Source organism: Novosphingobium sp. FG137, assembly GCF_057809735.1.
The window spans coordinates 168,027-189,387 of sequence record NZ_JBMDKN010000008.1 but is presented as its reverse complement, the minus strand read 5'-3'; the positions used below and the strand labels follow the sequence as shown (position 1 = coordinate 189,387).

Here is a 21,361-nt window from a genome sequence, read left to right as displayed (position 1 = left end):
GCGGGTCTTGCCCTGCTCGCATCGCCCATGGCGGGCATGGCTGAGACGAAGCCAGCCCCGACCACCACGCCGACCTGGCAGGAAAACCCCTACCCCTCGACGTACAAGCCCTATCCGGGCGAGCCCACCGCGATCGTTGGCGCCACGATTTTCGATGGCACCGGCGGCGAGATTGCGAACGGCACCGTGCTGCTGCAGGGCGGCAAGGTAGTCGCCGTGGGCGACGCGCGGCTCGCCGTGCCCGATGGCTATCGCAGGGTCGATGGCACGGGCAAGTACGTCACCCCCGGGGTGATCGACATTCACAGCCACCTCGGTGTCTATGCCAGCCCGCAAGTCGCCGCGCATTCCGATGGCAATGAGGCGACCGCGCCAACCACGCCGCAAGTCTGGGCCGAACACAGCGTGTGGCCGCAGGACCCCGGCTTCAGCCGCGCGCTCACCAACGGCGGTGTGACGACGATGCAGATCCTGCCCGGCTCGGCCAATCTCATCGGCGGGCGCTCGGTCGTGCTCAAGAACGTTTATGCCCGCACCGTGCAGGCGATGAAGTTCCCCGGCGCGCCCTATGGCATGAAGATGGCCTGCGGCGAGAACCCCAAGCGCGTCTATGGCGGAAAGGGCCAGATGCCCTCCACACGCATGGGCAACATGGCGGTGGACCGCCAGACATGGATCAAGGCAGCCGAATACCGCAAGAAGCGCGCCGAGGGTAAACTAACCGACCGCGACCTGGCCATGGACACTATGGCCGATGTGCTGGACGGCAAGATCCTCGTCCAGAACCACTGCTACCGCGCCGACGAGATGGCGCAGGTGATCGATATGGCCAAGGAATTCGGCTACAAGGTCACCGCCTTCCACCACGCCGTGGAGGCCTACAAGATCGCCGACCTGCTCAAGGATAACGGCATCTGCGCCGCGATCTGGGCCGATTGGTGGGGCTTCAAGATGGAAGCCTTCGACGCCATTCCCGAGAACGCCGCGCTGCTGGCCGATGCGGGAGCCTGCGTGATCATTCATTCGGACGACGCCAACGGCATCCAGCGGCTCAACCAGGAAGCCGCCAAGGCACGCGCGGCAGGCAAACGGATGGGCATCACCATTCCCGATGGTGAGGTGATCCGCTGGATCACGCTGAACCCCGCCAAGGCGCTCGGCATCGACAAGCAGACCGGCAGCCTTGCGCAAGGCAAGATGGGCGATGTCGTGCTGTGGAACGGCAATCCGCTCTCGGTCTACTCGCGTCCCGAGAAAGTGTGGATCGACGGCGCCCTGCTGTTCGATCTCGGCGATCCGAAGCGGCGGCCGGTCAGTGATTTCGAACTGGGCCTGCCGGGTGAAGGAGACGTGAAATGAAGCGGACCGCTCTCCTCGCCGCCGCGCTGCTGCTTGCCGGCACCGCGCTTCCGGCCCGCGCAGCCGATGCGCCCGCCGCCCTGCCATCCGGCGATTTCGCCGTCACCAACGCCATGATCGCCATCGGTGACGGCAGCGCGCCGATCCCGGGAGGGACCGTGGTGGTGCGCGGCGGCAAGATCGTGGCCGCCGGCAAGGGCATTGCGGTCCCCGACGGCATCCCGGTTATCGATGGCACCGGCAAATGGGTCACGCCCGGCCTCGTCACCGCGATGACCGATCTTGGCCTCGTCGATGTCGGCGCGGTCGATGAAAGCAACGACAGCTATGCCGGCACTGCGCGGTTTTCGGCCGGGCTCGATGTTTCGGTCGCGATCGATCCCGATGCGCCGCCGGTCGCCATCAGCCGTGCCAGCGGGATTACCCGCGCGGGCGTGGCTCCGGTCGCCGCGAACGCAATCTTTGCAGGACAGGGCGCCGTGATCGATTTGGCGCAGAACGGCCCGGGCACGGTCGAGCCCCGTGTGTTCCAGCTCGTCGAACTGGGCGAGCGCGGTGCCGACCTTGCCGGCGGCAGCCGTGTCGCAGCGCAAGCGCTGCTGCGCAATGCGCTGCGTGAAGCACGCGATCTTGCGCAGGCCAAGCCGGGCAAGGATTCTGCTGCGCAACCGGCCGACGCGCTGCTGACCCGCGTTGATGCGGCCGCGCTGATCCCGGTGGTGACCGGCAAGCAACCGCTTTTCGTCCATGTCGAGCGCGCAGCGGACATTCGCAGTGTGCTCGCGCTGGGCCGTGAGTTCCCTGCGCTCCGGCTGGTGATTGTCGGTGCTGGCGAAGGGTGGCGGGTTGCCAGCGAGCTCGCTGCAGCCAAGGTGTCCGTGCTGGCCAGCGCGCTCGCGGACCTGCCGAACACGTTCGAGACGCTTGCCGCCACCCAGTCCAACGTCGGCAGGATGACTGCGGCGGGCGTGAAAGTGGCGCTGGGCGGCTTCTATGATAACGACCAGCCGCGCTATGCGCCGCAGTTTGCGGGCAATCTTGTCGGCCTTTCGCGTGTGCCCGGAGCGACCGGGTTGAGCTGGGGGCAAGCGCTTGCCGCGATCACCTCGATCCCCGCCGACATCCTTGGCGAAAGTGCCGCGTTCGGCAGCCTGAAGCCCGGCCTGGCGGCAGATGTCGTAATTTGGGACGGTGATCCGCTTGAGGTATCATCCATTCCGGTTACAATATATATAAGTGGTAGGCCGCAGCCGCTGGTCAACCACCAGTCAAGGTTGCGTGAGAGATACCGCCACTCCAGTGAAGGGGCGTTGCCCAAGGCATACGAATGACCATGCGAAGCTCTCGCAAGGTTTGATGATAACAATAAACACGGAAGGACCGAACCGTGGATGCAGCAACCGTGATGCTCGCCGTAGGTATGTCCGCATTTGTCGGGACACACCTCCTTATGTCTCATCCCTTGCGCGCCGGAATGGTTCGCCAGTTTGGACAGGGCGGTTTTCTGGGGATCTATTCCCTCATTTCACTGGTCACTTTCAGCGGCGCAGTCATTGCTTTCGGCAAGGCATCATCCTCTCCGCAATTGTGGGACGGACAAGCCGTGGTGCCATGGGTCCTTGCCTCGGTGCTCACCCTGGTGGCCTCAGCCCTGTTCCTTGCCTCTCTTGCCGGCAATCCGGCTCTGGCCGGAACCGATGTGGCGGGCCTCTCGACCAGACTGCCGCATGGCGCCTTCAAGGTCACCCGCCATCCGATGATGTCGGCTTTCACGCTCTGGGGGGTGGCCCATATCCTGGTGGCCCCCAATGCGCGCACCCTGATCCTTGCCGGGGGCATTATCGCTCTCGCAGTGATCGGTTCGCGAGGGCAGGATGCCAAGAAAGTGGCGCTGCACGGGCAGGATTGGCGCGTCTGGATGAAGCGCACGAATTTCCTGCCAAACCCGGCTGCCCTTGGCCATCTCGGGCTCTACTGGCTGGGCGCAGTTCCGGTCTGGCTGCTGCTAACGTGGTTGCACCTCAAGATGGCGCTGATCCCCGCTGGCATCTGGGTGTGGTTCGAAGCGTACTGAAGGCGTAGAGCGCGCGCCGATAAGGCGCGCGCTTCCTGCACCCCGGCGCTGTTGTGGCGCAGCGCCTTGAGCACCGTATCGACGATCTGCGGGGCGTTCAGCCCGGCCGTGTCATACTGCTTCTCGGGCGAATCCTGATCCTGGAATACATCCGGCAGGCGCATGGTGCGAATGCGCAGACCGGCATCGGTCAGCCCTTCGTCGCTCGCCATGGTCAGCACGTGAGCGCCGAGGCCGCCGATCGAGCCTTCTTCCACCGTCACGATGACCTCGTGCGAGGCCATCAGCCGGCGAATCAGCGCCTCGTCGAGCGGCTTGGCAAAGCGCATATCAGCCACCGTGGTCGGCAGGCCCTTGGCATCGAGCAAGTCCGCAGCCTTGAGCGCCTCGGCCAACCGCGTGCCGAGCGAAAGGATCGCGACCTTGCTGCCCTCGCGCACCACGCGGCCCTTGCCGATCTCGAGCCGCTCGGGAACTTCCGGCAGCGCAATGCCCACGCCGTTGCCGCGCGGATAGCGGAACGCGATCGGCCCGCTGTCATGCAGGGCGGCAGTGTGGACCATATGAACCAGCTCGACCTCGTCGGCCGCCGCCATCACCACCATGTTGGGCAGCGTGGCGAGATAGGTCACGTCGAATGAACCGGCATGGGTTGCGCCATCGGCGCCCACGAGGCCCGCGCGGTCGATTGCGAAGCGCACCGGCAGATTCTGGATCGCCACATCGTGCACGACCTGATCGTAGGCGCGCTGCAGGAAGGTCGAATAGATCGCGCAGAACGGGCGCATGCCCTGTGCGGCGAGGCCTGCGGCAAAGGTCACCGCGTGCTGCTCGGCAATGCCGACATCGAACAGACGGTCGGGGTAGGCCTTGGCGAACTTGTCGAGCCCGGTGCCCGAAGGCATCGCCGCAGTGATCGCACAGACAGTGCTGTCGCGCGCGGCCTCGGCCAGCAGGGCCTGGGCGAAGACGTTGGTATAGCTCGGCGGGCCGGCAGCGCTCTTGGCCTGCTCGCCGGTGATCACATCGAACTTCTGCACGCCGTGATACTTGTCGGCCGCGTTCTCGGCCGGGGCATAGCCCTTGCCCTTCTGCGTGACGACATGGACAAGGCACGGGCCCTCCGCCGCATCGCGCACGTTCTCGAGCACGGGGATCAGCTGATCGAGATTGTGCCCGTCAATCGGGCCGACGTAATAGAAGCCCAGCTCCTCGAACAAGGTGCCGCCCATCGCCATGCCGCGCGCGAACTCGTCGGTCTTGCGCGCCGCCTTGTGCAGCGGTTCAGGCAGGCGGCGCGAGATCGCCTTGAACATTTCGCGCAGTTCGAGAAACGGCCGCGAGGAAACGAGCCGCGCGAGATAGGCCGAAAGCCCGCCGACCGGCGGCGCAATCGACATGTCGTTGTCATTGAGGATGACGACGAGGCGGTTGCCCGCTGCGGCCGCGTTGTTCATCGCCTCATAGGCCATGCCCGCGCTCATCGCACCGTCGCCGATCACCGCAATCGCCTTGCCCGGCTGGTTCGCCAGCTTGTTGGCCACGGCAAAGCCCAGAGCCGCTGAAATCGAAGTGGACGAATGCGCCGTGCCGAACGGATCGTATTCGCTCTCGCTGCGCTTGGTAAAGCCCGACAGCCCGCCGCCCTGGCGCAATGTGCGCATGCGGCTGCGACGGCCGGTGAGAATCTTGTGCGGATATGCCTGATGGCCGACGTCCCAGATCAGCCGATCGCGCGGTGTCTCGAACACATAGTGGATCGCGGTGGTCAGTTCGACCACCCCGAGGCCAGAGCCGAGATGCCCCCCGGTCTGGCCGACCGTGGCGATCATCTCATCGCGCAATTCATCGGCGAGTTGGCGCAATTGCAAAGGTTGAAGCTTGCGAAGGTCGTCAGGCGTATCGACCGTATCGAGCAGCGGCGTAACCGGATTAGACATTAAAGCGTCTTACACCCTTGCATCGGCTCTGTCGAACCCGTCTTGCAGGTAAACTGACCGATTGCCGATCAGCCCTCGCCCGCATCCGCACCGCATGCCCCGCAGCGGCCGCGGATCTCGACGACCGGGCGTACTGCAGCAAAGCCGGCGCGGTGTGCCGCATCACGCAATGCGCCCGTCAGCCTGTCATCATCGATGTGCGTTGCTTCGCCGCAGGCATCGCAGATCAGGAAGATGCAATCGTGGTGGCAGCCAGGGTGGCTGTTCGCGACATAGGCATTCGCGCTTTCCACACGCCGCGCGAGATTGGTGCGCACGAACAAGTCGAGAATGCGGTAGACGCTGTTCGCCGCGACCCGCTTGCCGCGCCGCGCGCCGACGCTTTCGGCGATATCGTAAGCCGATGCCGGCTTTTCGTGGGCCGCCAGCGCCTCGAACACGTCGTTGCGCATATCCGTCCACTGCTCGCCAGCCGCCTGCAGCGTTCCGCGCGCTGCATCGACCAGCTTGTCACCGGCAAAATCGTGATGGTTGTGTTGGCCCGCCATGACAGGGGAAATAAACCGCCTTGCGCATAAGCGCAAATCCGGCGCGCTGCCGGTTCAGCCGCGCGTGAAATCAGACTTCCACAGACCGGGGAAAGCGCGCTTGAGGGCGGCGACCTTGGGTACATCCCACATGCGGATATAGCCGTGATCCGGGTTCTTCAGCGCGAAGTCCTGATGATAGTCCTCAGCGGCGAAAAAGCCGCGATTGGGCTCGATCGCCGTCACGATCGGCCGTTTCCACAGGCCCGCCTTCCTGAGCTGAGCAAGGTAGGCCGTGGTGACCCGCGCCTGCTCGGGATTCTGCGGCACGACAGCGTTGCGATACTGGGTACCGGTATCGGGATACTGGCGGTTGAGCTGGGTGGGGTCGCTCGCCACCGAGAAGAACACCTGCAGCAGCTGATCATAGCGCACCACCGCCGGATCATAAGTGATCCGCACGGCTTCGGCATGACCGGTCGTGCCGGAACTGACGATCTCGTAATGCGCGTCGGTGCGCTTGCCGCCCTCGAAGCCGGACACCACGCTGCTTACGCCCTTCACATGGCTGAACACTGCTTCCATGCCCCAGAAGCAGCCGCCTGCCAGCACGGCGGTCTTGACGCCCTTGGCTTCCTTCGCCTGAACCACCGATGCCGGAGCGGAAACCCCCGCCTCGGCCTGCGCGGGCTGGAGACAGGCAGCCGCCAGCGAAGCGGCGAGCGCGCCGCCAAGGATGCGGAGCGGCAATCGCATGCGGCTCATCGCGGCACCTGCACTGTAGCGGCGGGCGTCGCGGCCTGCGCCTGCGGCACGCCGAAAGTGAACACCATCGCGACCGAGCCAAGCGCGAAGCCCAGTACCAGAGAGCGAACGAGATCCTTGCCGAAAAGCGTCATTCCATTTCATCCAAACTGGCATGCGCGGGTGGCCGCACCGCTCTGGCACAGGCTCTGCCGCATTGGTTCCGGCCCGGCTGTCAACCGGAGCACAGTGGTGCCGCAGTACCATTCGCTTGTTTCGGCCAAATGGTTACGGGCTCGCCGATTACAAGGTGTGGGGAGCCACGAATCGGCCTGCACCTTACCGGGCCGCGAGGGTTCGATTGACCTTCGCTGCGACGCGCGCGAAGAAGGCGTCCCGCAAGCCCCCCGTGGAGAGGAAAGACCATGCTTCGCCCTATGCTGAGCTGCATTGCCCTTGGGGCTGTCGCGCTTGCCGCCGCACCGCTTGTCGCCAGGGACAAGCCCGCGCTGCCGAAGGAGCTGCCGCCAGTGTTCGAAGCGGTGGTCAACTGCCGGGCGCTGACGTCCGACAGCGAGCGCCTCGCGTGCTATGACAGGAGCGTCGCCGCGCTCGCCGCAGCGCGCGACAAGGAAGACATCGTCGTCGCCGACCGCGCCACGATCCGCGAGACCAAGAAGGGTCTGTTCGGCTTCACCCTGCCCAAGCTCAAGCTGTTCGGCGGGGCCGAAAAGGACGGCGACGAGGTCAAGGAAATCGAGAGCACGATCTCGGCGGTGCGCGATACCGGCGATGGCTTCGCGATCTTCACGCTGGCCGATGGCGCGCGCTGGAAGCAGACCGACGGCGGCAATGCCTTCGCACGGCCTGGCGTCAGCATCCGCATCAAGCGCGGCGCGCTAGGCAGCTACCTCGCCTCGATCGACAAGGGCGCCTATGTGCGCGTGGTGCGCCTTTCGCAGTAGTGCTGGCCCTGCCGGTTAGCCGGGCCAGTCTACGCCCTCAGTTCGCCTGATTGATCGACTTGCTGGTCATCGCCTCATAAGTATCGCGCGCGGTCTGGTTGCCCTGCCGTTCCATCGCCGCCCATTGCGACATGGTGTGGCACGTGAAGGTCTTGTGGACGAGCGAGCCGGTTTCCTCACTGCGGCGGCAACGGATGAAATCGGGATCGTTGACCGAACGGCCCTTGTTGAAGGCGCGGATTTCCGATTGCGACATCGCAGTCGGATCCTTCTCGAGCGCCGGAAGCTCTGTGGCGGAAACCGCCGTGGTCGCCGCAGCAGCGGCAAGAGCGAACAGAAATGACGCAGGCATGCGTGATGGTCCTCTGAATTCGGGGAATGCGCAATTGTACCGTGACGCCGCGGCGCGGGCAAGGCAGCGCGCGGGGTTAACCTAGCGCCGCATCATTCGCCGCGAAGTATGCGGTTATTGCGGCACACTCCCGTTCGGAGAGATGCGGGTTCCATGCATCGATGATCAGCACAGCGCGCCGTGCATCGCTGTCGTTCCATGCTTCATGCTCGATGGTGTCATCGAAGGCGAAGGCCTGGCCTTCAACCCATTGGCGCGTTTCACCGCCAACCCGGAAACCACAGCCCGGCGGTACATCGAGCGCGAGGTGGACGATCGCACGCGTGTTGGTCACGCCGGTGTGTGCGGGGATACGGCTGCGCGGGCGCAGCATCGAGAAAAAGGCATTCGGAGCGCGCCCGGGGATCCGCGCCAGCGGCAGGCTTTCCAGCACCCTGGTCGTGTGGGGGCAACGCTCGATCGCGGCCGCATTCGGAACCCCATATTCCCACAGGAAGCAGGCAGACCAATCGAGCGAGCCATCAAGGGCAGTCCACTTGTTCTCGGGGCTGCCCGGCTCCATGCGAACATAGGGCCGGATGGCTTCGCCCGGCTCCGCAAGCAAGGCGTCGAGTTCGGCACGGATCGCGCCGGCCTCGGCTTCCAGCACCGCGAACCACGGAAAGTGTCGCCGGTCGAAGAACTCGTCGGCAGGCAGGAACGGGTAGTGCAGCCCGGCACATTCATTGACATAGATGCGCCGCTGGCCGAGCGCGGCTGCCGCAAAGGCGTCGATCCTCCGACGTTCGGTTTCATCGCGTGCTTCGGCATCGAGGGACAGCGCCGCATGCGTGGCTTCCGCGATGCGTGCGCGCAGATTGGCGCAAAAAGCCTCGCCCGCTGCCAGTTCGGCGCGCACCGGTTCAGGCAGGCCCGGGAAATGCTGGGCCAGCTGCTGCACGCCGTCCCACGCGATCAGCGCCTTGGTCTCTTCACCTTCGCGCTGGAGAAGCTGCGCCATGCGGAGCTGCGCAGTGAAATCGAGCCGATCAAGGTCGAGCGCGCGTTCCAGCGCGATCCGCTCGCCGGCAAGATCGCTACCCATGCGGCAGGCCAGCGCCAGATTGATCCACAACGAAAGCGCCCCGGGATCAGCCTCGGCAGCTTCGCGCGCCGCAAGGATCGCGCCCTGTGCATCACCGGCGCGCAGCGCGGACATGGCGCGCGCGTTGGCGGCCTGGGCTCTGGCCCGATCGATAGGTTGCGATGTCATCGGCGAAAGTGTCTACAGCCCCGCGCCTGTCAGGCAAGCGGCGTTGCAGCGGCGCGATGTGCGCCGTAAGGCTGGGCGCATGGCATCCGCTCCGTTCGATCCTTTCGATGCCGAATGGCTCGCGCACCGGCTGGTCGAAGGGACCGATGCGGTCCGTTTTGCCCGCGTGCCGCGCGCGGCCCATGCCGCCATGGCGTTTCTGACCGACGATGGCTTTACCGCGCATTTCGGCGCCATGCCGCCGCAGGTCGATGTGCCCGCCACCCAGCTTCTGGCGCGCTTTCCCGGCAAGCCCCGGCTTGGCCTGCTGTTCCACTCCGCCTTCTGCGGCTCGACTCTTCTGGCGCGCGCCTTGGCCGAACCGGGCGTGGCGATGGGTTTGTCCGAACCGGTGATTCTCAATGATGTGGTTGGCATGCGCAGGCGCGGAGCGCCGCCCGCTGCGGTTGCCCGCAGCGCAGATCTCGCCCTGCGTCTGCTCGCACGGCCTTTCGCGGCGGGAGAGAGCGTGGTGGTCAAACCATCGAACCTGCTCAATCCCTTTGCCGAACTGCTGCTGGCGCTGGCGCCGGATGCGCGCGCCCTGTTCCTCCATGCCCCGCTCGAAACCTTCCTTGTTTCAGTGGTGCGCAAAGGCCTGCCTTGCCGCCTCTGGGTTCGCGAGCTCATGGAGGGCTACCTGCAGGCCGGCATCGTCGCCCCGCTCGGGATCACGCCGGAAGATGTGTTCCGGCAGAGCGACCTGCAGGTTGCCGCCACCGGCTGGCTCGCGCAGCACCGGCTGTTCGCCGCGCTGGCGGCAAGGATTGGTCCGGCGCGGCTGCGCACCTTGACCTCGGAACAGCTGACCGGCGATCCGGCGCGCGTGATTGCCGCAGCCGCCGCGCACTATGGTCTGCCGCTGGACGCCGCAGCGATCGCGCGAATCGCGGCTGGGCCTGCGTTTACCCGGCATTCCAAATCCGGTGCGGCCTTCACGCCCGATCAGCGTCGCGGCGAATATGCTGCGGCCCGCGCAGCGCATGCGGACGAAATCGACATGGTGCATAGCTGGGCGGTAGAGGTCGCGCGCGGGGCCGGTATCGCGATGGATGCACCCCTGCCCTTGCTATAGGGCCCGCTGCTTCAGGACGCGTAACCCAGCTTCTCGATCCACGGCTGCAGGATCGGCATGACCGGCGCGAGGTAATCAGCATAAGGTTCCCACTGCCGCGTGCCATCGAACAGGCCGCGCCGGACCTGCCGCGCGCTGGCGGTGGAAACACCGCGCGCGCGGGCGGTGCGATCGAAGCGCCTGAGATCGTCGGTCCATGCGAGGCCGACAAACTGGCAAATCTCGCGCGTCATGACGTCAAAATCCTGCACCATGCGGTGATAGGGCACCTCGAGAACGGAAACCGGCAATCGGGCGAGGGCCAGTTCCGTCAGCCGCATCAGGGCATCATAGTGCCGCGCCGCCCCTTCCAGCGTGGTGAAATCCATCGCCGCATTGCTGAGCGCGAAACTGGTGCGGAAGCAGCTCCACACGACATCGCGCGGATCACGACGCACGAGCAGCACTTTGGCGGCAGGAAACAGACGCGCAATCAAGGGCAGGCGGATCGACTTGAGCGGGTCCATGTCGACGAGCGTGGCACCCGCCGGATCGCGACCAAGCGCTTGCCCCACACGCTGCCAGTACGCGGTGCGATAAGGGGCAAGTGCCGCCTCATCCAGTGCAGCGAATCGGGGTAGGCCGTCGGGCTCGGCAAGGAAAGCCAGGTCCGCCTCGCGCAGCGTCGGCATTTCCTCGATCGCCGCCGTACTGGGCAGCGAGGCGAGCACGTTTTCGAGCAGCGTGTTGCCGCTGCGCGGGTAGCCGAGCACGAGGATATGCGGATTTACCGTGGGCGGCGCCCCTACAGGCCAGCCCGAGATATCCATCGCGGCCAGCCCCGCAGCAGCGCTCTCGATGAATTCGCGGTGGGGCGGCCGTCCGGCGAACGTGGCGTCATGGATTACCGCGAAGTCCTGCTTGGCGCGGGCATAGGCGGCAAAAGCGGCGGCAGGATCGCGCAAGCGGTTGCAGGCATCGCCCAGCGCATGGAGCAATTCCATGCGCTCCGGCGAAGGCTCCGGCATCCGCGCCAGTGCAGGTTCGACGAGGCGGCGCGCAGCCTGCGCCTCGCCTGCTTCGAGTTCGATCGTGGCCAGCGCAGCAATCGCCCCTGTATGGGCGGGATCGTCAGCCAGCGCCGCGCGGGCATGGTGGCGGCCCACCTCGGCCTCACCGTCGCGCGCGGCGATCGCGGCGAGCCCCGCGTGCGCCGCAGCGCGCTGCCCTGCGTGGGTGGGCGCACGGGCAAGCACCTCGCCGTAGCAGCGCTTGGCCTCGTCCATCACCCCGCCAGCGGCCATCACAAAGGCGCGTTCCAGCCAAGCCTCGGCATAGCCGGGCGCGATGGCGAGGGCCGCATCGCAGCGGAGCGCTGCGTCTCGCAGGCGGCCGGCGGCGCGGTGAAGCCCGGCAAGGCCGACCATGGCTTCCACTTCGCGCGGGTTCATCTGCAGCGCGCGTTCGAACAGCGCCAAGGCGCCGGCCGCATCGCCCGAGACCGCGCGATACCACCCGAGTGTGGTGCAATCCGCCGCCGTTCCGCGGCCTGCGCCCAGCGCAGCGGCAGCGGCCCGTGCTGCGGTTTCCAGATCTTCGGACATCGCCCAGCCATCAACCGAGCCCGGCGGAAGGTCAACTCCTGCTGGCGGCGCACACAAAAAAGGGGCGGGCATTGCTGCCCGCCCCCTGTTTGGCATTCTGATCGGTGAGGATCAGAACTTGACGCGAGCGCCGACCGCGAAACGGCGACCCAGAGCGTCGTACGACGACGGATAGGTGTTGCCGCTGTTGTACGAGGTCGAACCGATCGTGTTGCCGACGATCGGCGGCTTCGTGTTGAACAGGTTCTGCACCGTGAAGGTGAAGGTGAACTGCTCGACATTGAAGCGCGTCGTCACGTCGAGGTAGTCGAACGCGTCGATCTTGTTGAAGTCGACCTTCTGACCGCTGAGCGCACCGCTGTCAGCCGGGATCGTCCCGTTGAAAGCGTTGCCATCTTCATAGCGCGCGCTCGACTGGTGACGCCACATCAGCGACAGGTCCATACCACGGAGGCTGAACGTGTTCTGCACGGACCAGGTGTGGCGCGGCTGGATCGAGCCGGTGAACGAGCAGTTCACCGAGTAGAGACCAACGCATTCGCGATCGATGCTCGTCGGCGTCGCCTTGAAGCGCGAGGCGAAGGTGACGTTCGCCACAGCGTTGAGCGTCCACTTCACCGCGCCGATCGGACGCGAGTAGTTGAGGATCACGTCGATACCGTCGGTGAACAGCTTGCCCTGGTTGGTGAGACCACCGAACAGGCCCTTCGTCGTCGCCGGGCTGCCGTCGAGACCGCCAGTCGCCGGATCGCGGCGAATGATGGTGCAAGCCGGGTCCGTCGCGCTGGCGGCGGTGATGTTGCCGAAGCAGGCAGAGACAAGGTCACCCGGAAGCGGCGTACCGATCTGATCGGTGACCTTGATGTTGTAGTAGTCGACCGAAACCGAGAAGCCCGGCAGGAACGACAGGTTCTGAACCACAGCGCCAAGCGTGTAGGTCGTGGCCTTTTCCGGCTTCAGGTTGATGTTGCCGCCCGAAGTGATGTTGGCCTGCGCCGCAGTCGGGTTGAGGATCTGACCGATCGAGTTCGCCGGAGCGCCCTGCGCAAGGCAGATCGACCGGAGGTTCGCGTTGGTCAGCGGAGCTGCGCCAGCGCAAGGATCAGCCGCGAGGTTGGTCAGGCCAACGGTGTTCGGCGTGAACAGTTCGGCGATGTTCGGCGCACGAACGGCGCGCGAGTAGTTGCCGCGCAGCTTGAGCTGCTCAACCGGTTCCCAGCTGCCGCCGAACTTGTAGGTCCAGGCTTCGGTCTTCCCGCCGCCACGGACGCTGTACTTCGAGTAGCGCACGCCGCCTTCGGCGGTCAGGCTCTTGAAGAACGGCTTGTCGGAAATCAGCGGCGCAACGAGTTCGCCGTAGCCTTCCCACACGCTGTAGGCACCGTCGATGTCCGGAGCAGCACCGCCCGCACCGCCGAGCTCGCCCGGGGTCTTCGACAGGGTGTCGGAGATCTGGGCCGCGTGATACTTGCGGTACTCGGCACCGGCTGCGAAGCCGACCGGCTCGCTGGCAGTCGGAACGGTGAAGCCGAAGTCACCCGAAAGCAGGCCGCGGACCTGGAGCAGCGAGGTGTTGTTCGACGTGGTCGAGGGCGACAGCGTGTAGGCTGCCTGTTCCGGCGTGATCGAACCGGCACCGCCGAAAAGGTTGATCGGAACGCAGCCGTCGTTGCCGCTGAGGCAGGAGTTCGGGTTGGTCGCCAGCAGGGCATCCTGCACGCGCGACTTCAGCACGTAACCGGTGATGGTCTGCAGACGGTCGCTCTCGCCGTAGCTGGCGCGAACGTCCCAGTTCACCGTCTTCGTCAGCGCGCCGCGGAAACCGAGCGAGTAGTCGAAGATGTTGGTGGTGTACTGCGAGTTGCGGGTGCCGGTTTCGACGAAGCGACGACGAACAACCGTGTTGAACGTACGGTAGTTCGGATCCGTCGGGTCGGTGGCGGCGCGGGCAGCAACGCACTCTGCATCCGTCAGGCCGTTGGCGGCGCAGAACTGGCCGGCAGCGCCGGCAGGCAGGTAGGGGTTGCTGAAGGGGATCTTCATGCTCTCGGCAAAGAGGCCCGAGGGCGCGATGATCGTCTTCACGGTGTTCTTCGAGAACAGGCCGCGGGTGTAGACTTCAACAGCGTCCGTGAGCTGGTAGTTCGCCTGGGCGAAGATGTTGAAGCGCTGGAACGGCGTCTGGAAGATGTTGTAGGGGTTGAAGTTGAACGGCGTGAAGCCGGGCTTCAGCAGACCGGTCGACGGATCGATCACGCGGTTGGCGCCGTTGATCGAGAAGCGTGCCGGAACGGCAGTGCCCGAACCGCCAGCGGTGCCCGAGAAGCTGTCGAGCTGGATGTTCGAGAAGTCGCGCGCGCCCTGATAGACGGGGTTCGACTTCTGGTAGCCGAGGCTCAGCACCGCGTTGCCGCGGCCGTCGTCGAAGTTGACGCCGGTGGTCACGTCGGCGCGGAAGTAGTTGCCGTCACCCTGCTCGGTGATCTGGTCCGACACCGCGAGATCGACGCCGGCGAAATCCTTCTTGGTGACGAAGTTCACCACGCCGGTGATCGCGTCCGCACCATAGGTGGTCACGGCCGCACCGGTCAGCGCGTCAACGCGGCTGACGAGCGCAAGCGGAATGTTGTTAAGGTCGACGCGGCCCTGAAGGTCGGCCGGGACGATGCGCTGGCCGTCGAGCAGCACGATGTTGCGGTTCGAACCGAGGCCGCGAAGGTCGACGTAGTTCGAGCCGGTCGCGCCGTTGTTCACGGCCGAACCGATGTTCGGAACGATACCGGGAACCTGACGCAGAACTTCTTCCGCGGTGTTCGACTGCTTGAGGGCAATCTGGTCGGCCGTGGTCACGTTGACCGGGGTGGCCTGAACGAGGTTCGGGTTGCGGATAAGGCTGCCGGTAACGACGATCGCGGTGGGTTCGTTGGTCTCGGTAGCAGTGTCAGCCTGCGGAGCGGCTTCCTGCGCGAAAACAGGAGCCGAAACGAGCGCGAGCGCGAGGGCGAAAGGCGCGGCACCCGCCTTCAAGGCGGCGTTGTTGTTGGTCTTCACGTGTCCAGTCCCTTCAAAGGGCGGCCCCAACCCCTGATGGGATCCCCAAGGCCGCCGGAAGAAGTTCCTCGACCGACATTGCCTCTGGTCCGGTCTGCGCCGGGCATGACAGATGACATTCGATCTACGAGGAACGGTGGGGCTTACTGGTGGATTTTACGGGGGTCATGGAAGGATGATCTGCAACGTATCTGCAAAACGTCCCTGCTATGTGGCGAGAGTGCAACACACTGTCAGCACTTCGCAACGTGTCGGCAATGGCCCCGGATTGGATATCGCGCTCGGAAATTACATCCGGATCGGTTTGGCGATAATTTTTTGCGCGAACCGGGTGTCCTCAGGAAAGAAACGTGCGCAGCCTAGCAAATTCAGCGTGATGGCGAGGCAAACAGCCGGGGATCGAGCCGCCGCCCCCGCCAGGTAAGCGCCCAGTGCAGATGCGGTCCTGTCGCGCGGCCTGTCATGCCGACGTGTCCAATCAGCTGGCCCTGCATCACAGTGTCACCCTCCTGCACCACAAGATCGGAGCAGTGCAGAAACGCAGACGTCAGGCCCATGCCGTGGTCGAGGATCAGCAAGTGCCCCTCGAGCGTGAACGGTGCGGCGCTGGCCGCGAGCGTCACGACGCCGTCTGCGGGGGCCCGGATCTCGGCTCCCTGCGGCGCCGCGAGATCGATGCCGGCATGATAGGCCCCCGGTTCGCCGCGGTAGATTCGCTGTGCGCCGAATTCGCCGGAGATGCGGCCCGCCGCCGGCCAGAGCATCGTCTGTCGCCAACCCTCGGCATCGCTTCCCCTGGCGCGGGCCGCACCGATTCGGGCAAGCTCCGCTTCGCGCCGGGCCTTGAATTCGGCATCGGGCAACTTGCCGGGGCGCTTGGCCACATTGACCGATTCGATCCGCCAGCTGCGCGGAGCCACAGCCAGTTCGGTCGAGAGGGAAAAGCCGCTGGCCGCTGTCACTGCCAGAACAAGGCTGGCCGGTGCGTCCCGGTCAAACGCGGCGAAGAACGTGCCGTCAGGCGCCAGAGGAAGCGTGGTACCGCCAAGTGACACGAACTGCGTGCCCTTCGGAGCAGTCCCGCGAATCCATCCGCCCTGCGTAAGCCGCCCGCGATATTGCATGCCCCCGATCGCGCCAGCGGCCGGTTCGGCTGGTGCCGACGGGGCTGGCTGCGCGGCCTGCACAGCGCCTGAAACAGCCGGAGGCGATCCGGCAGAGCCCTGACTTGCGCCGCACGCGCCAAGCATTGCGATGGCTGATAACGCAACGCGCATGAACTGCGCGCCAGCCGGAAACGCCTTTGGCCCGATCATTCCTCGCCGAGCAGGCGGCGCGTCGCGATCTCGGCGCTGGCGTAGGCTTCCTGTCGCTCCACGCTCCAATAGCGCAGCATGTCGAGCCCGATGCGCGCGCCGCTCACCGCGCAGAGCACGTGATCGCCCGCACCGATCTGGCGGAAATGGCTGGGCAAGTAGTGCAGGCGCGCGAGGCGATTGGCAGGATTCATCAGCATGGCAGGCAATCTAGTGCGTCATGGCGCTCAAAGCAATTTCGGCTCAAAGCAATTTCGGTTGGGCATCTCCTGGCGCAGGCCCGCGCGGCTTCGGCGCAGCACGCGGGGCAGGGGCCGCGGTTGTCCCGCCCGGCACAACATCGAGCACACCGTCACCGAACTCGAGATGGAGCAGGCTCGCCGCTTCTGCCACCGTACGCGAGCGGACGAGTTGCCCGTTCGCATCGGTCACCAGCACATAGCCGCGCCGCAGCGGTGCCTTGGGATCGAGCGAACGCCGCACCCGGTCGAGTGCATGGAGGGCGGTTTGCCCTGCTTCGATCCGCGACTGCACGAGCGCGGAGCGTAGCCGCTGCGCGGCGAGCCGCTCCCGGCCTTGCCGCAGCCGCGCCTCGAGCACCGCAGGTCGCAAGCCTGCCGAGCGTTGCGCAAGCTGCGTTGCAGCGAGGCCAGTGCGGTGCACCAATGCGCGGCGCAACCGGTCGCCAAGATCGTCGAGTCGCTGTGCTTGTCCGTCGAGCAAGGCCTGAGGTTCAGGCAACCGCCGCGCGCGCTGCTCCAGCCGCTCGCGCGAGAGGGCCAGCAGCCGCACCACCGCGCGGCTCTTGCGGGCGTGCAGGTCTGCGAGCCCTGCGATCAGTTCGCCGCGCACTGGCACCGCGATCTCGGCCGCAGCGGTCGGCGTGGGTGCGCGCAGGTCGGCGGCGAAGTCTGCAAGCGTTGTATCGGTCTCGTGCCCCACCGCGCTGATGGTTGGGATCGTGCTGGCGGCAATGGCGCGCACGACATCCTCGTCGTTGAAGCACCACAGGTCTTCGATCGAGCCGCCGCCGCGTGCGACGATCACCAGATCAGGCCGAGGGACTGGTCCGCCCGGCTCAAGCGCGGAGAAGCCTCGCACCGCAGCCGCGATCTGCGCAGCCGCGCCCGGTCCCTGCACCAGCACCGGCCACACGACGACATGCGTGGGGAACCGATCGCGTAGGCGGTGCAGGATATCGCGAATCACCGCACCCGTGGGCGATGTGACCACGCCAATCACGCGCGGCAGATAGGGCAGGGGCCGTTTGCGCTGGGGGGAAAACAGGCCTTCCGCTTCCAGCCGCGCCTTGGTCTTGGCAAGTAGCGCAAGGAGCGCGCCTTCGCCGGCGATCTCCATCCGCTCGATCACGATCTGGTAGTTGGAGCGGCCGGGATAGGTCGTCAGCTTGCCCGTCGCGATCACTTCGACGCCGTCTTCCGGCACGAAGCCCAGCCGCTGCGCGCCGCCGCGCCACATCACCCCGTCGAGCCGCGCATTCTCGTCCTTGAGGCTCACATAGAGGTGCCCCGAAGCGGCCCGCTTCACACCCGAAAGCTCCCCGCGCACACGCACGAAACCGAAACGGTCCTCCACCGTGCGCTTGAGCAACTGGGAAATCTCGCTGATCGAAAGCGCCGGGGCGTTGTCGCCTGCAGTCTGGGCGGCTAACAGCCCGGCATTCTCATCACGGTAAGGCGGCATGTCTGGCATGAATATCCTGCTCATCGGCTCGGGCGGCCGCGAACATGCGCTGGCGTGGAAGCTGGCGCAATCGCCGCGTTGCACCACGCTGTGGGCAGCGCCGGGGAACCCGGGCATCGCCGAGGTGATTGCCACGCTCGGACATGGCGGCTGCGTGGCGCTGCCGCTGACCGACCATGCGGCGGTTGGCGCGTTTTGCGCTGAGCACGGGATCGCGCTCGTGATCGTCGGCCCCGAAGCGCCGCTGGTCGATGGCCTCGGCGATTCGCTGCGCGCCGCCGGGATTGCAGTGTTCGGGCCAGGCAAGGCGGCAGCGCAGCTGGAAGGCTCGAAGGGCTTCACCAAGGACATGTGCACGCGCGCAGGCATCCCGACAGCGGGGTATGTGCGCGCGAAGAGCGCCGCCGAAGCCCAAGCCGCGCTGGCCGGGTTCTCGCTGCCGGTGGTGATCAAGGCCGACGGCCTCGCGGCGGGCAAGGGCGTGGTCATCGCCCAGACCGCCGAGGAAGCTGCGGCCACGATCGACGACATGTTCGGCGGCGCGTTCGGCGGCGCGGGGGCCGAAGTGGTGATCGAGGAGTTTCTCGAAGGCGAGGAAGTCAGCCTCTTCGCCATCACTGACGGCAGCGCCATCGTCCCGTTCGGTTCGGCGCAGGATCACAAGCGGGTAGGGGAAGCCGATACTGGCCCCAACACCGGCGGCATGGGCGCCTACAGTCCGGCACCGGTGCTCACCGCAGAACTGGAAGCACGCGCGATGGCCGAGATCATCGCGCCGACCGTCAAGGCAATGGCCGAGGCGGGGATGCCCTATTCGGGTGTGCTGTTTGCCGGGCTCATGCTGACGGTGGACGGCCCCAAGCTCATCGAATACAATTGCCGCTTCGGCGATCCCGAATGCCAGGTGCTGATGATGCGGCTGGAGAGCGATCTCGTGGCGCTGCTGGATGCCTGCGCGCGCGGCGAATTGGCGAGTGCTGCCATGCCGTCCATGTCCGCCGAGAACGCTATGACAGTGGTCGTGGCAGCGCGAGGCTACCCAGCGACGCCCGCCAGCGGCGGCCTGATCGAGAACATCTCCGCCGCCGAAGCCCATGGCGCCAAGGTGTTCCACGCAGGCACCGCTGCCACGGCAGAGGGCGCGCTCGTCGCCAAAAGTGGCCGGGTGCTCAATGTCACGGCCACGGGCGCGAACCTCCAGCAGGCGCGGGACCGCGCCTATGCCGCGCTGGCGGAAATCCACTTTGACGACGGCTTCTGGCGCAGCGATATCGGCTGGCGCGAACTGGCGCGCCAGCCGACCTGAGTTTCAGCCCAGGCGCTCGGCCACCAGCGCGGCGAGGTCCGCCTCCGGCCGCGCGCCATAGTGCGAGATCACTTCCGCCGCGCAGATCGCGCCGAGCTTGAGGCAATCGGCAAGGCTGCGCCCGCGCACGTGGCCGAAGAGGAACCCGGCCGCGAAGAGATCACCCGCACCGGTGGTGTCGATCACGCGCTCGACCGGCTCGGCAGGCACATGAACATGTTCGCCGTGCGCGACAGCATGCGCGCCGTTTTCGCTGCGGGTGACGACCAGCACCGGCACCTTGGGCGCCAGCTGCGCGATTCCAGCGTGGAAGTCATCTTCACCGGTCAGCGCCGCCAGTTCGTGCTCGTTGGCGAACAGGATGTCGATCTCGCCTGCCGCGATCAGCGCGCGGAAATCATCGCCATGGCGCGCGATCACGAAGCCATCGGAGAGCGTGAAAGCGACCTGCCGCCCGGCTTCGCGTGCCGCCGCGATGGCGCGGCGCATGGCACGGCGGGGCTCTTCCGGATCCCACAGATAGCCTTCGAGATAGAGCACGGACGAATCGGCAATCACGCTTTCGTCGAGCGCTGAGGCGGGCAGGTACTGGGAAGCACCGAGATAGGTGTTCATCGTGCGCTGGCCGTCGGGCGTCACGAAGATCAGGCAGCGGGCGGTTGCCGGGTCATCACCGCGCGCGGGCGTTTCGAACGCGATCCCGCCGGCGCGGATGTCATGGGCAAAGACTTCGCCCAGCTGGTCATCGGCAACCTGGCCGATGAACGCGCACTGCGCGCCCAGCGCCGCGAGGCCTGCGAGCGTGTTTGCCGCCGAACCGCCGGAAATCTCGCGCGCGGGGCCCATCGCTTCATAGAGTTCGTGCGCGCGGGCGGTATCGATCAGCGTCATGCCACCCTTGGCAAGGCCCAGCCGGGTGATGTCATCCTCCGCCGCCGGAGCCATGACATCGACGATGGCATTGCCGATGGCGATCACATCGAAACGGGCGGGGGCAGGGCTCATCCGGTTACTCCAGGCTGGCGACAAAATGGCAGGACTCTTGGAGTGAGGCCGTAGCGGGCGGGGCGAGGCGGTGCAATGCTGCGCTGCGAAGAGCAACGCTGCCAGCCGGATGCGTTGACACAAGGCAGCGCAGCGGCGATTGGCCGAGGTCATGAAAGCATACCAGTGGCTTGCGCTTCCGGCGCTGCTCGCGCTTGCTGCATGCGGCGGCAGCACGGACTCGGTGCGCCCCCTGCCGGCTCCACCGCCACCGCCCAAGGCTATCCGCCCAGCACCGCCCGCCGCGATCCAGACGCAGCGTCCCCGCCCGCACATTCAGGTCCTGCCCGGGCTCGAAGGGGTGATCGGGGCCGACGCCGATGCGCTCACCCGCCAGTTCGGCGCGCCCCGGCTCGACGTGCGCGAGGGCGACGCGCGCAAGCTGCAATGGAGCGGCGCGCCCTGCGTGCTCGATGCCTACCTCTACCCGCCTGATGGAGGCGGCCGCCCCATCGCCACGTTTGTCGATGCGCGGCGCGGTGACGGGCGTGATGTGGATCGTGCTGCCTGCGTGGCAGCGCTCAGGAAGCCTCGCTGACCGCGCAGGAAATCGGCTGCGGAAGCATGGCCCAGGGCGCGAACGCCGGCACGCCTTCATGGGAAACAGCAGCCAGCGTGTAGCGATCAAGCACGGCGAGGAAGGCCTCAAGCGCCTCGGCCAGGACGCCGCTAAGCGCGCAATCCGTGCGCAAGGCGCAAGTCGCGCAGTCCGCGAGCCGCATGCCCTTTTCGAGCGTGCGCACCACTTCACCAACGGTGATCTGCGCCGCCGGCCGCGCCAGCGCGATCCCGCCGCTGCGCCCGCGATGTGAAACAGCAAACCCCGCCGAAACCAGCGCCTGCGCCACTTTGGCGACATGGTGATAGCTCAGCCCCTGCTGCGCGGAAAACGCGGGCAAGCTGATCGAGCCCCCATCACGGGCAAGCACGATCAGCAGGCGCAGGCCGAAATCGGTGTGCTGGGTGAGCTGCATGGCGCCTTTCAGATTCCATTTTTCGCTTGCCTAAATCAAGCAGATTAAATACCGGT

At 66.1% G+C, this 21,361-nt stretch carries 19 protein-coding genes and 1 pseudogene; 7 read left to right on the top strand and 13 right to left on the bottom strand.

The window, feature by feature from the left end:
• Positions 1–36: 36 nt before the first annotated feature.
• The 3 genes from ACODS2_RS20425 to ACODS2_RS20415 all read left to right on the top strand — a co-directional run bounded on the left by ACODS2_RS20425 (position 37) and on the right by ACODS2_RS20415 (position 3,433).
• A complete protein-coding gene (locus tag ACODS2_RS20425; protein WP_489000405.1) occupies positions 37–1,359 on the top strand; it encodes an amidohydrolase in 1,323 nt (440 codons plus the stop codon).
• Entirely contained in the window at positions 1,356–2,690 is a 1,335-nt protein-coding gene (locus ACODS2_RS20420; protein ID WP_489000404.1) for an amidohydrolase family protein, read from the top strand. Before ACODS2_RS20425 ends, ACODS2_RS20420 begins: the two co-directional genes overlap by 4 nt.
• Before the next feature lie 74 nt (positions 2,691–2,764).
• Positions 2,765–3,433, top strand: coding sequence for an NnrU family protein (locus ACODS2_RS20415; RefSeq protein WP_489000443.1), 669 nt, complete (start codon positions 2,765–2,767; stop codon positions 3,431–3,433).
• A gap of 23 nt (positions 3,434–3,456) precedes the next feature.
• On the opposite strand, the pseudogene dxs reads toward ACODS2_RS20415, so the two are convergent.
• The 4 genes and pseudogenes from dxs to ACODS2_RS20395 all read right to left on the bottom strand — a co-directional run.
• Positions 3,457–5,373, bottom strand: a pseudogene (gene dxs, locus ACODS2_RS20410) (1-deoxy-D-xylulose-5-phosphate synthase); the annotation flags it as partial.
• A 68-nt stretch (positions 5,374–5,441) separates the two neighbouring features.
• The gene (locus tag ACODS2_RS20405) at positions 5,442–5,921 is read right to left on the bottom strand and encodes a Fur family transcriptional regulator (protein ID WP_489000403.1); all 480 of its coding nucleotides are present in this window, start codon (positions 5,919–5,921) and stop codon (positions 5,442–5,444) included.
• Between the two features lie 54 nt (positions 5,922–5,975).
• Entirely contained in the window at positions 5,976–6,665 is a 690-nt protein-coding gene (gene msrA, locus ACODS2_RS20400) for a peptide-methionine (S)-S-oxide reductase MsrA (protein ID WP_489000402.1), read from the bottom strand.
• Complete coding sequence (locus ACODS2_RS20395) at positions 6,662–6,799, bottom strand: hypothetical protein (protein WP_298174326.1); 138 nt, start codon at positions 6,797–6,799, stop codon at positions 6,662–6,664. Before ACODS2_RS20395 ends, msrA begins: the two co-directional genes overlap by 4 nt.
• A gap of 270 nt (positions 6,800–7,069) precedes the next feature.
• Between ACODS2_RS20395 and ACODS2_RS20390 the strand changes: the two genes are divergently transcribed.
• Positions 7,070–7,609: a hypothetical protein gene (locus tag ACODS2_RS20390; protein WP_489000401.1), complete on the top strand. Its 540-nt coding sequence runs from the start codon at positions 7,070–7,072 to the stop codon at positions 7,607–7,609.
• 37 nt (positions 7,610–7,646) lie between these two features.
• Here ACODS2_RS20390 and ACODS2_RS20385 read toward each other — a convergent pair whose 3' ends face one another.
• Positions 7,647–7,961, bottom strand: coding sequence for a hypothetical protein (locus tag ACODS2_RS20385; protein ID WP_298174330.1), 315 nt, complete (start codon positions 7,959–7,961; stop codon positions 7,647–7,649).
• A gap of 76 nt (positions 7,962–8,037) precedes the next feature.
• Complete coding sequence (locus tag ACODS2_RS20380) at positions 8,038–9,213, bottom strand: aspartyl/asparaginyl beta-hydroxylase domain-containing protein (RefSeq protein WP_489000400.1); 1,176 nt, start codon at positions 9,211–9,213, stop codon at positions 8,038–8,040.
• 79 nt (positions 9,214–9,292) lie between these two features.
• Between ACODS2_RS20380 and ACODS2_RS20375 the strand changes: the two genes are divergently transcribed.
• Positions 9,293–10,327 (top strand): hypothetical protein, encoded by a 1,035-nt coding sequence (locus ACODS2_RS20375; protein WP_489000399.1) that lies wholly within the window; start codon positions 9,293–9,295, stop codon positions 10,325–10,327.
• An 11-nt stretch (positions 10,328–10,338) separates the two neighbouring features.
• Here ACODS2_RS20375 and ACODS2_RS20370 read toward each other — a convergent pair whose 3' ends face one another.
• From ACODS2_RS20370 to xseA, 5 genes are all read right to left on the bottom strand, one after another.
• The gene (locus tag ACODS2_RS20370) at positions 10,339–11,910 is read right to left on the bottom strand and encodes a tetratricopeptide repeat-containing sulfotransferase family protein (RefSeq protein WP_489000398.1); all 1,572 of its coding nucleotides are present in this window, start codon (positions 11,908–11,910) and stop codon (positions 10,339–10,341) included.
• 111 nt (positions 11,911–12,021) lie between these two features.
• Positions 12,022–14,961, bottom strand: coding sequence for a TonB-dependent receptor domain-containing protein (locus ACODS2_RS20365; RefSeq protein WP_489000397.1), 2,940 nt, complete (start codon positions 14,959–14,961; stop codon positions 12,022–12,024).
• A gap of 368 nt (positions 14,962–15,329) precedes the next feature.
• Complete coding sequence (locus tag ACODS2_RS20360; protein ID WP_489000396.1) at positions 15,330–16,277, bottom strand: M23 family metallopeptidase; 948 nt, start codon at positions 16,275–16,277, stop codon at positions 15,330–15,332.
• On the bottom strand, positions 16,274–16,477 hold the full coding sequence (locus ACODS2_RS20355; protein ID WP_298174342.1) for a DUF2093 domain-containing protein: 204 nt from the start codon (positions 16,475–16,477) through the stop codon (positions 16,274–16,276). Before ACODS2_RS20355 ends, ACODS2_RS20360 begins: the two co-directional genes overlap by 4 nt.
• Before the next feature lie 43 nt (positions 16,478–16,520).
• Complete coding sequence (gene xseA / locus ACODS2_RS20350) at positions 16,521–18,005, bottom strand: exodeoxyribonuclease VII large subunit (RefSeq protein WP_489000395.1); 1,485 nt, start codon at positions 18,003–18,005, stop codon at positions 16,521–16,523.
• On the opposite strand from xseA, the gene purD reads away from it, so the two are divergent.
• Entirely contained in the window at positions 17,989–19,287 is a 1,299-nt protein-coding gene (gene purD, locus ACODS2_RS20345; protein ID WP_489000394.1) for a phosphoribosylamine--glycine ligase, read from the top strand. The two genes, xseA and purD, sit on opposite strands and share 17 nt — an antisense overlap.
• A gap of 3 nt (positions 19,288–19,290) precedes the next feature.
• Here the strand turns inward: purD and ACODS2_RS20340 are convergent, their stop codons facing one another.
• On the bottom strand, positions 19,291–20,292 hold the full coding sequence (locus ACODS2_RS20340; RefSeq protein ID WP_298174346.1) for an adenosine kinase: 1,002 nt from the start codon (positions 20,290–20,292) through the stop codon (positions 19,291–19,293).
• A 151-nt stretch (positions 20,293–20,443) separates the two neighbouring features.
• Here ACODS2_RS20340 and ACODS2_RS20335 point away from each other — a divergent pair, with 151 nt between their 5' ends.
• Positions 20,444–20,869 carry a hypothetical protein gene (locus ACODS2_RS20335; RefSeq protein WP_489000393.1) on the top strand — a complete coding sequence of 142 codons (426 nt, stop codon included), beginning with the start codon at positions 20,444–20,446 and terminating at the stop codon, positions 20,867–20,869.
• Here the strand turns inward: ACODS2_RS20335 and ACODS2_RS20330 are convergent.
• A complete protein-coding gene (locus ACODS2_RS20330; RefSeq protein ID WP_489000392.1) occupies positions 20,853–21,305 on the bottom strand; it encodes an RrF2 family transcriptional regulator in 453 nt (150 codons plus the stop codon). The two genes, ACODS2_RS20335 and ACODS2_RS20330, sit on opposite strands and share 17 nt — an antisense overlap.
• Positions 21,306–21,361: the final 56 nt, after the last annotated feature.

What these genes read in the sequence shown, in the direction of transcription:
- ACODS2_RS20425 (WP_489000405.1), top strand. Translation starts at nt 37, where the DNA reads ATGGCTGAGACGAAGCCAGCCCCGACCACCACGCCGACCTGGCAGGAA.
- ACODS2_RS20420 (WP_489000404.1), top strand. Translation starts at nt 1,356, where the DNA reads ATGAAGCGGACCGCTCTCCTCGCCGCCGCGCTGCTGCTTGCCGGCACC.
- ACODS2_RS20415 (WP_489000443.1), top strand. Translation starts at nt 2,765, where the DNA reads ATGCTCGCCGTAGGTATGTCCGCATTTGTCGGGACACACCTCCTTATG.
- ACODS2_RS20405 (WP_489000403.1), bottom strand. Translation starts at nt 5,921, where the DNA reads ATGGCGGGCCAACACAACCATCACGATTTTGCCGGTGACAAGCTGGTC.
- msrA (WP_489000402.1), bottom strand. Translation starts at nt 6,665, where the DNA reads ATGAGCCGCATGCGATTGCCGCTCCGCATCCTTGGCGGCGCGCTCGCC.
- ACODS2_RS20395 (WP_298174326.1), bottom strand. Translation starts at nt 6,799, where the DNA reads ATGACGCTTTTCGGCAAGGATCTCGTTCGCTCTCTGGTACTGGGCTTC.
- ACODS2_RS20390 (WP_489000401.1), top strand. Translation starts at nt 7,070, where the DNA reads ATGCTTCGCCCTATGCTGAGCTGCATTGCCCTTGGGGCTGTCGCGCTT.
- ACODS2_RS20385 (WP_298174330.1), bottom strand. Translation starts at nt 7,961, where the DNA reads ATGCCTGCGTCATTTCTGTTCGCTCTTGCCGCTGCTGCGGCGACCACG.
- ACODS2_RS20380 (WP_489000400.1), bottom strand. Translation starts at nt 9,213, where the DNA reads ATGACATCGCAACCTATCGATCGGGCCAGAGCCCAGGCCGCCAACGCG.
- ACODS2_RS20375 (WP_489000399.1), top strand. Translation starts at nt 9,293, where the DNA reads ATGGCATCCGCTCCGTTCGATCCTTTCGATGCCGAATGGCTCGCGCAC.
- ACODS2_RS20370 (WP_489000398.1), bottom strand. Translation starts at nt 11,910, where the DNA reads ATGTCCGAAGATCTGGAAACCGCAGCACGGGCCGCTGCCGCTGCGCTG.
- ACODS2_RS20360 (WP_489000396.1), bottom strand. Translation starts at nt 16,277, where the DNA reads ATGATCGGGCCAAAGGCGTTTCCGGCTGGCGCGCAGTTCATGCGCGTT.
- ACODS2_RS20355 (WP_298174342.1), bottom strand. Translation starts at nt 16,477, where the DNA reads ATGCTGATGAATCCTGCCAATCGCCTCGCGCGCCTGCACTACTTGCCC.
- purD (WP_489000394.1), top strand. Translation starts at nt 17,989, where the DNA reads ATGAATATCCTGCTCATCGGCTCGGGCGGCCGCGAACATGCGCTGGCG.
- xseA (WP_489000395.1), bottom strand. Translation starts at nt 18,005, where the DNA reads ATGAGCAGGATATTCATGCCAGACATGCCGCCTTACCGTGATGAGAAT.
- ACODS2_RS20340 (WP_298174346.1), bottom strand. Translation starts at nt 20,292, where the DNA reads ATGAGCCCTGCCCCCGCCCGTTTCGATGTGATCGCCATCGGCAATGCC.
- ACODS2_RS20335 (WP_489000393.1), top strand. Translation starts at nt 20,444, where the DNA reads ATGAAAGCATACCAGTGGCTTGCGCTTCCGGCGCTGCTCGCGCTTGCT.
- ACODS2_RS20330 (WP_489000392.1), bottom strand. Translation starts at nt 21,305, where the DNA reads ATGCAGCTCACCCAGCACACCGATTTCGGCCTGCGCCTGCTGATCGTG.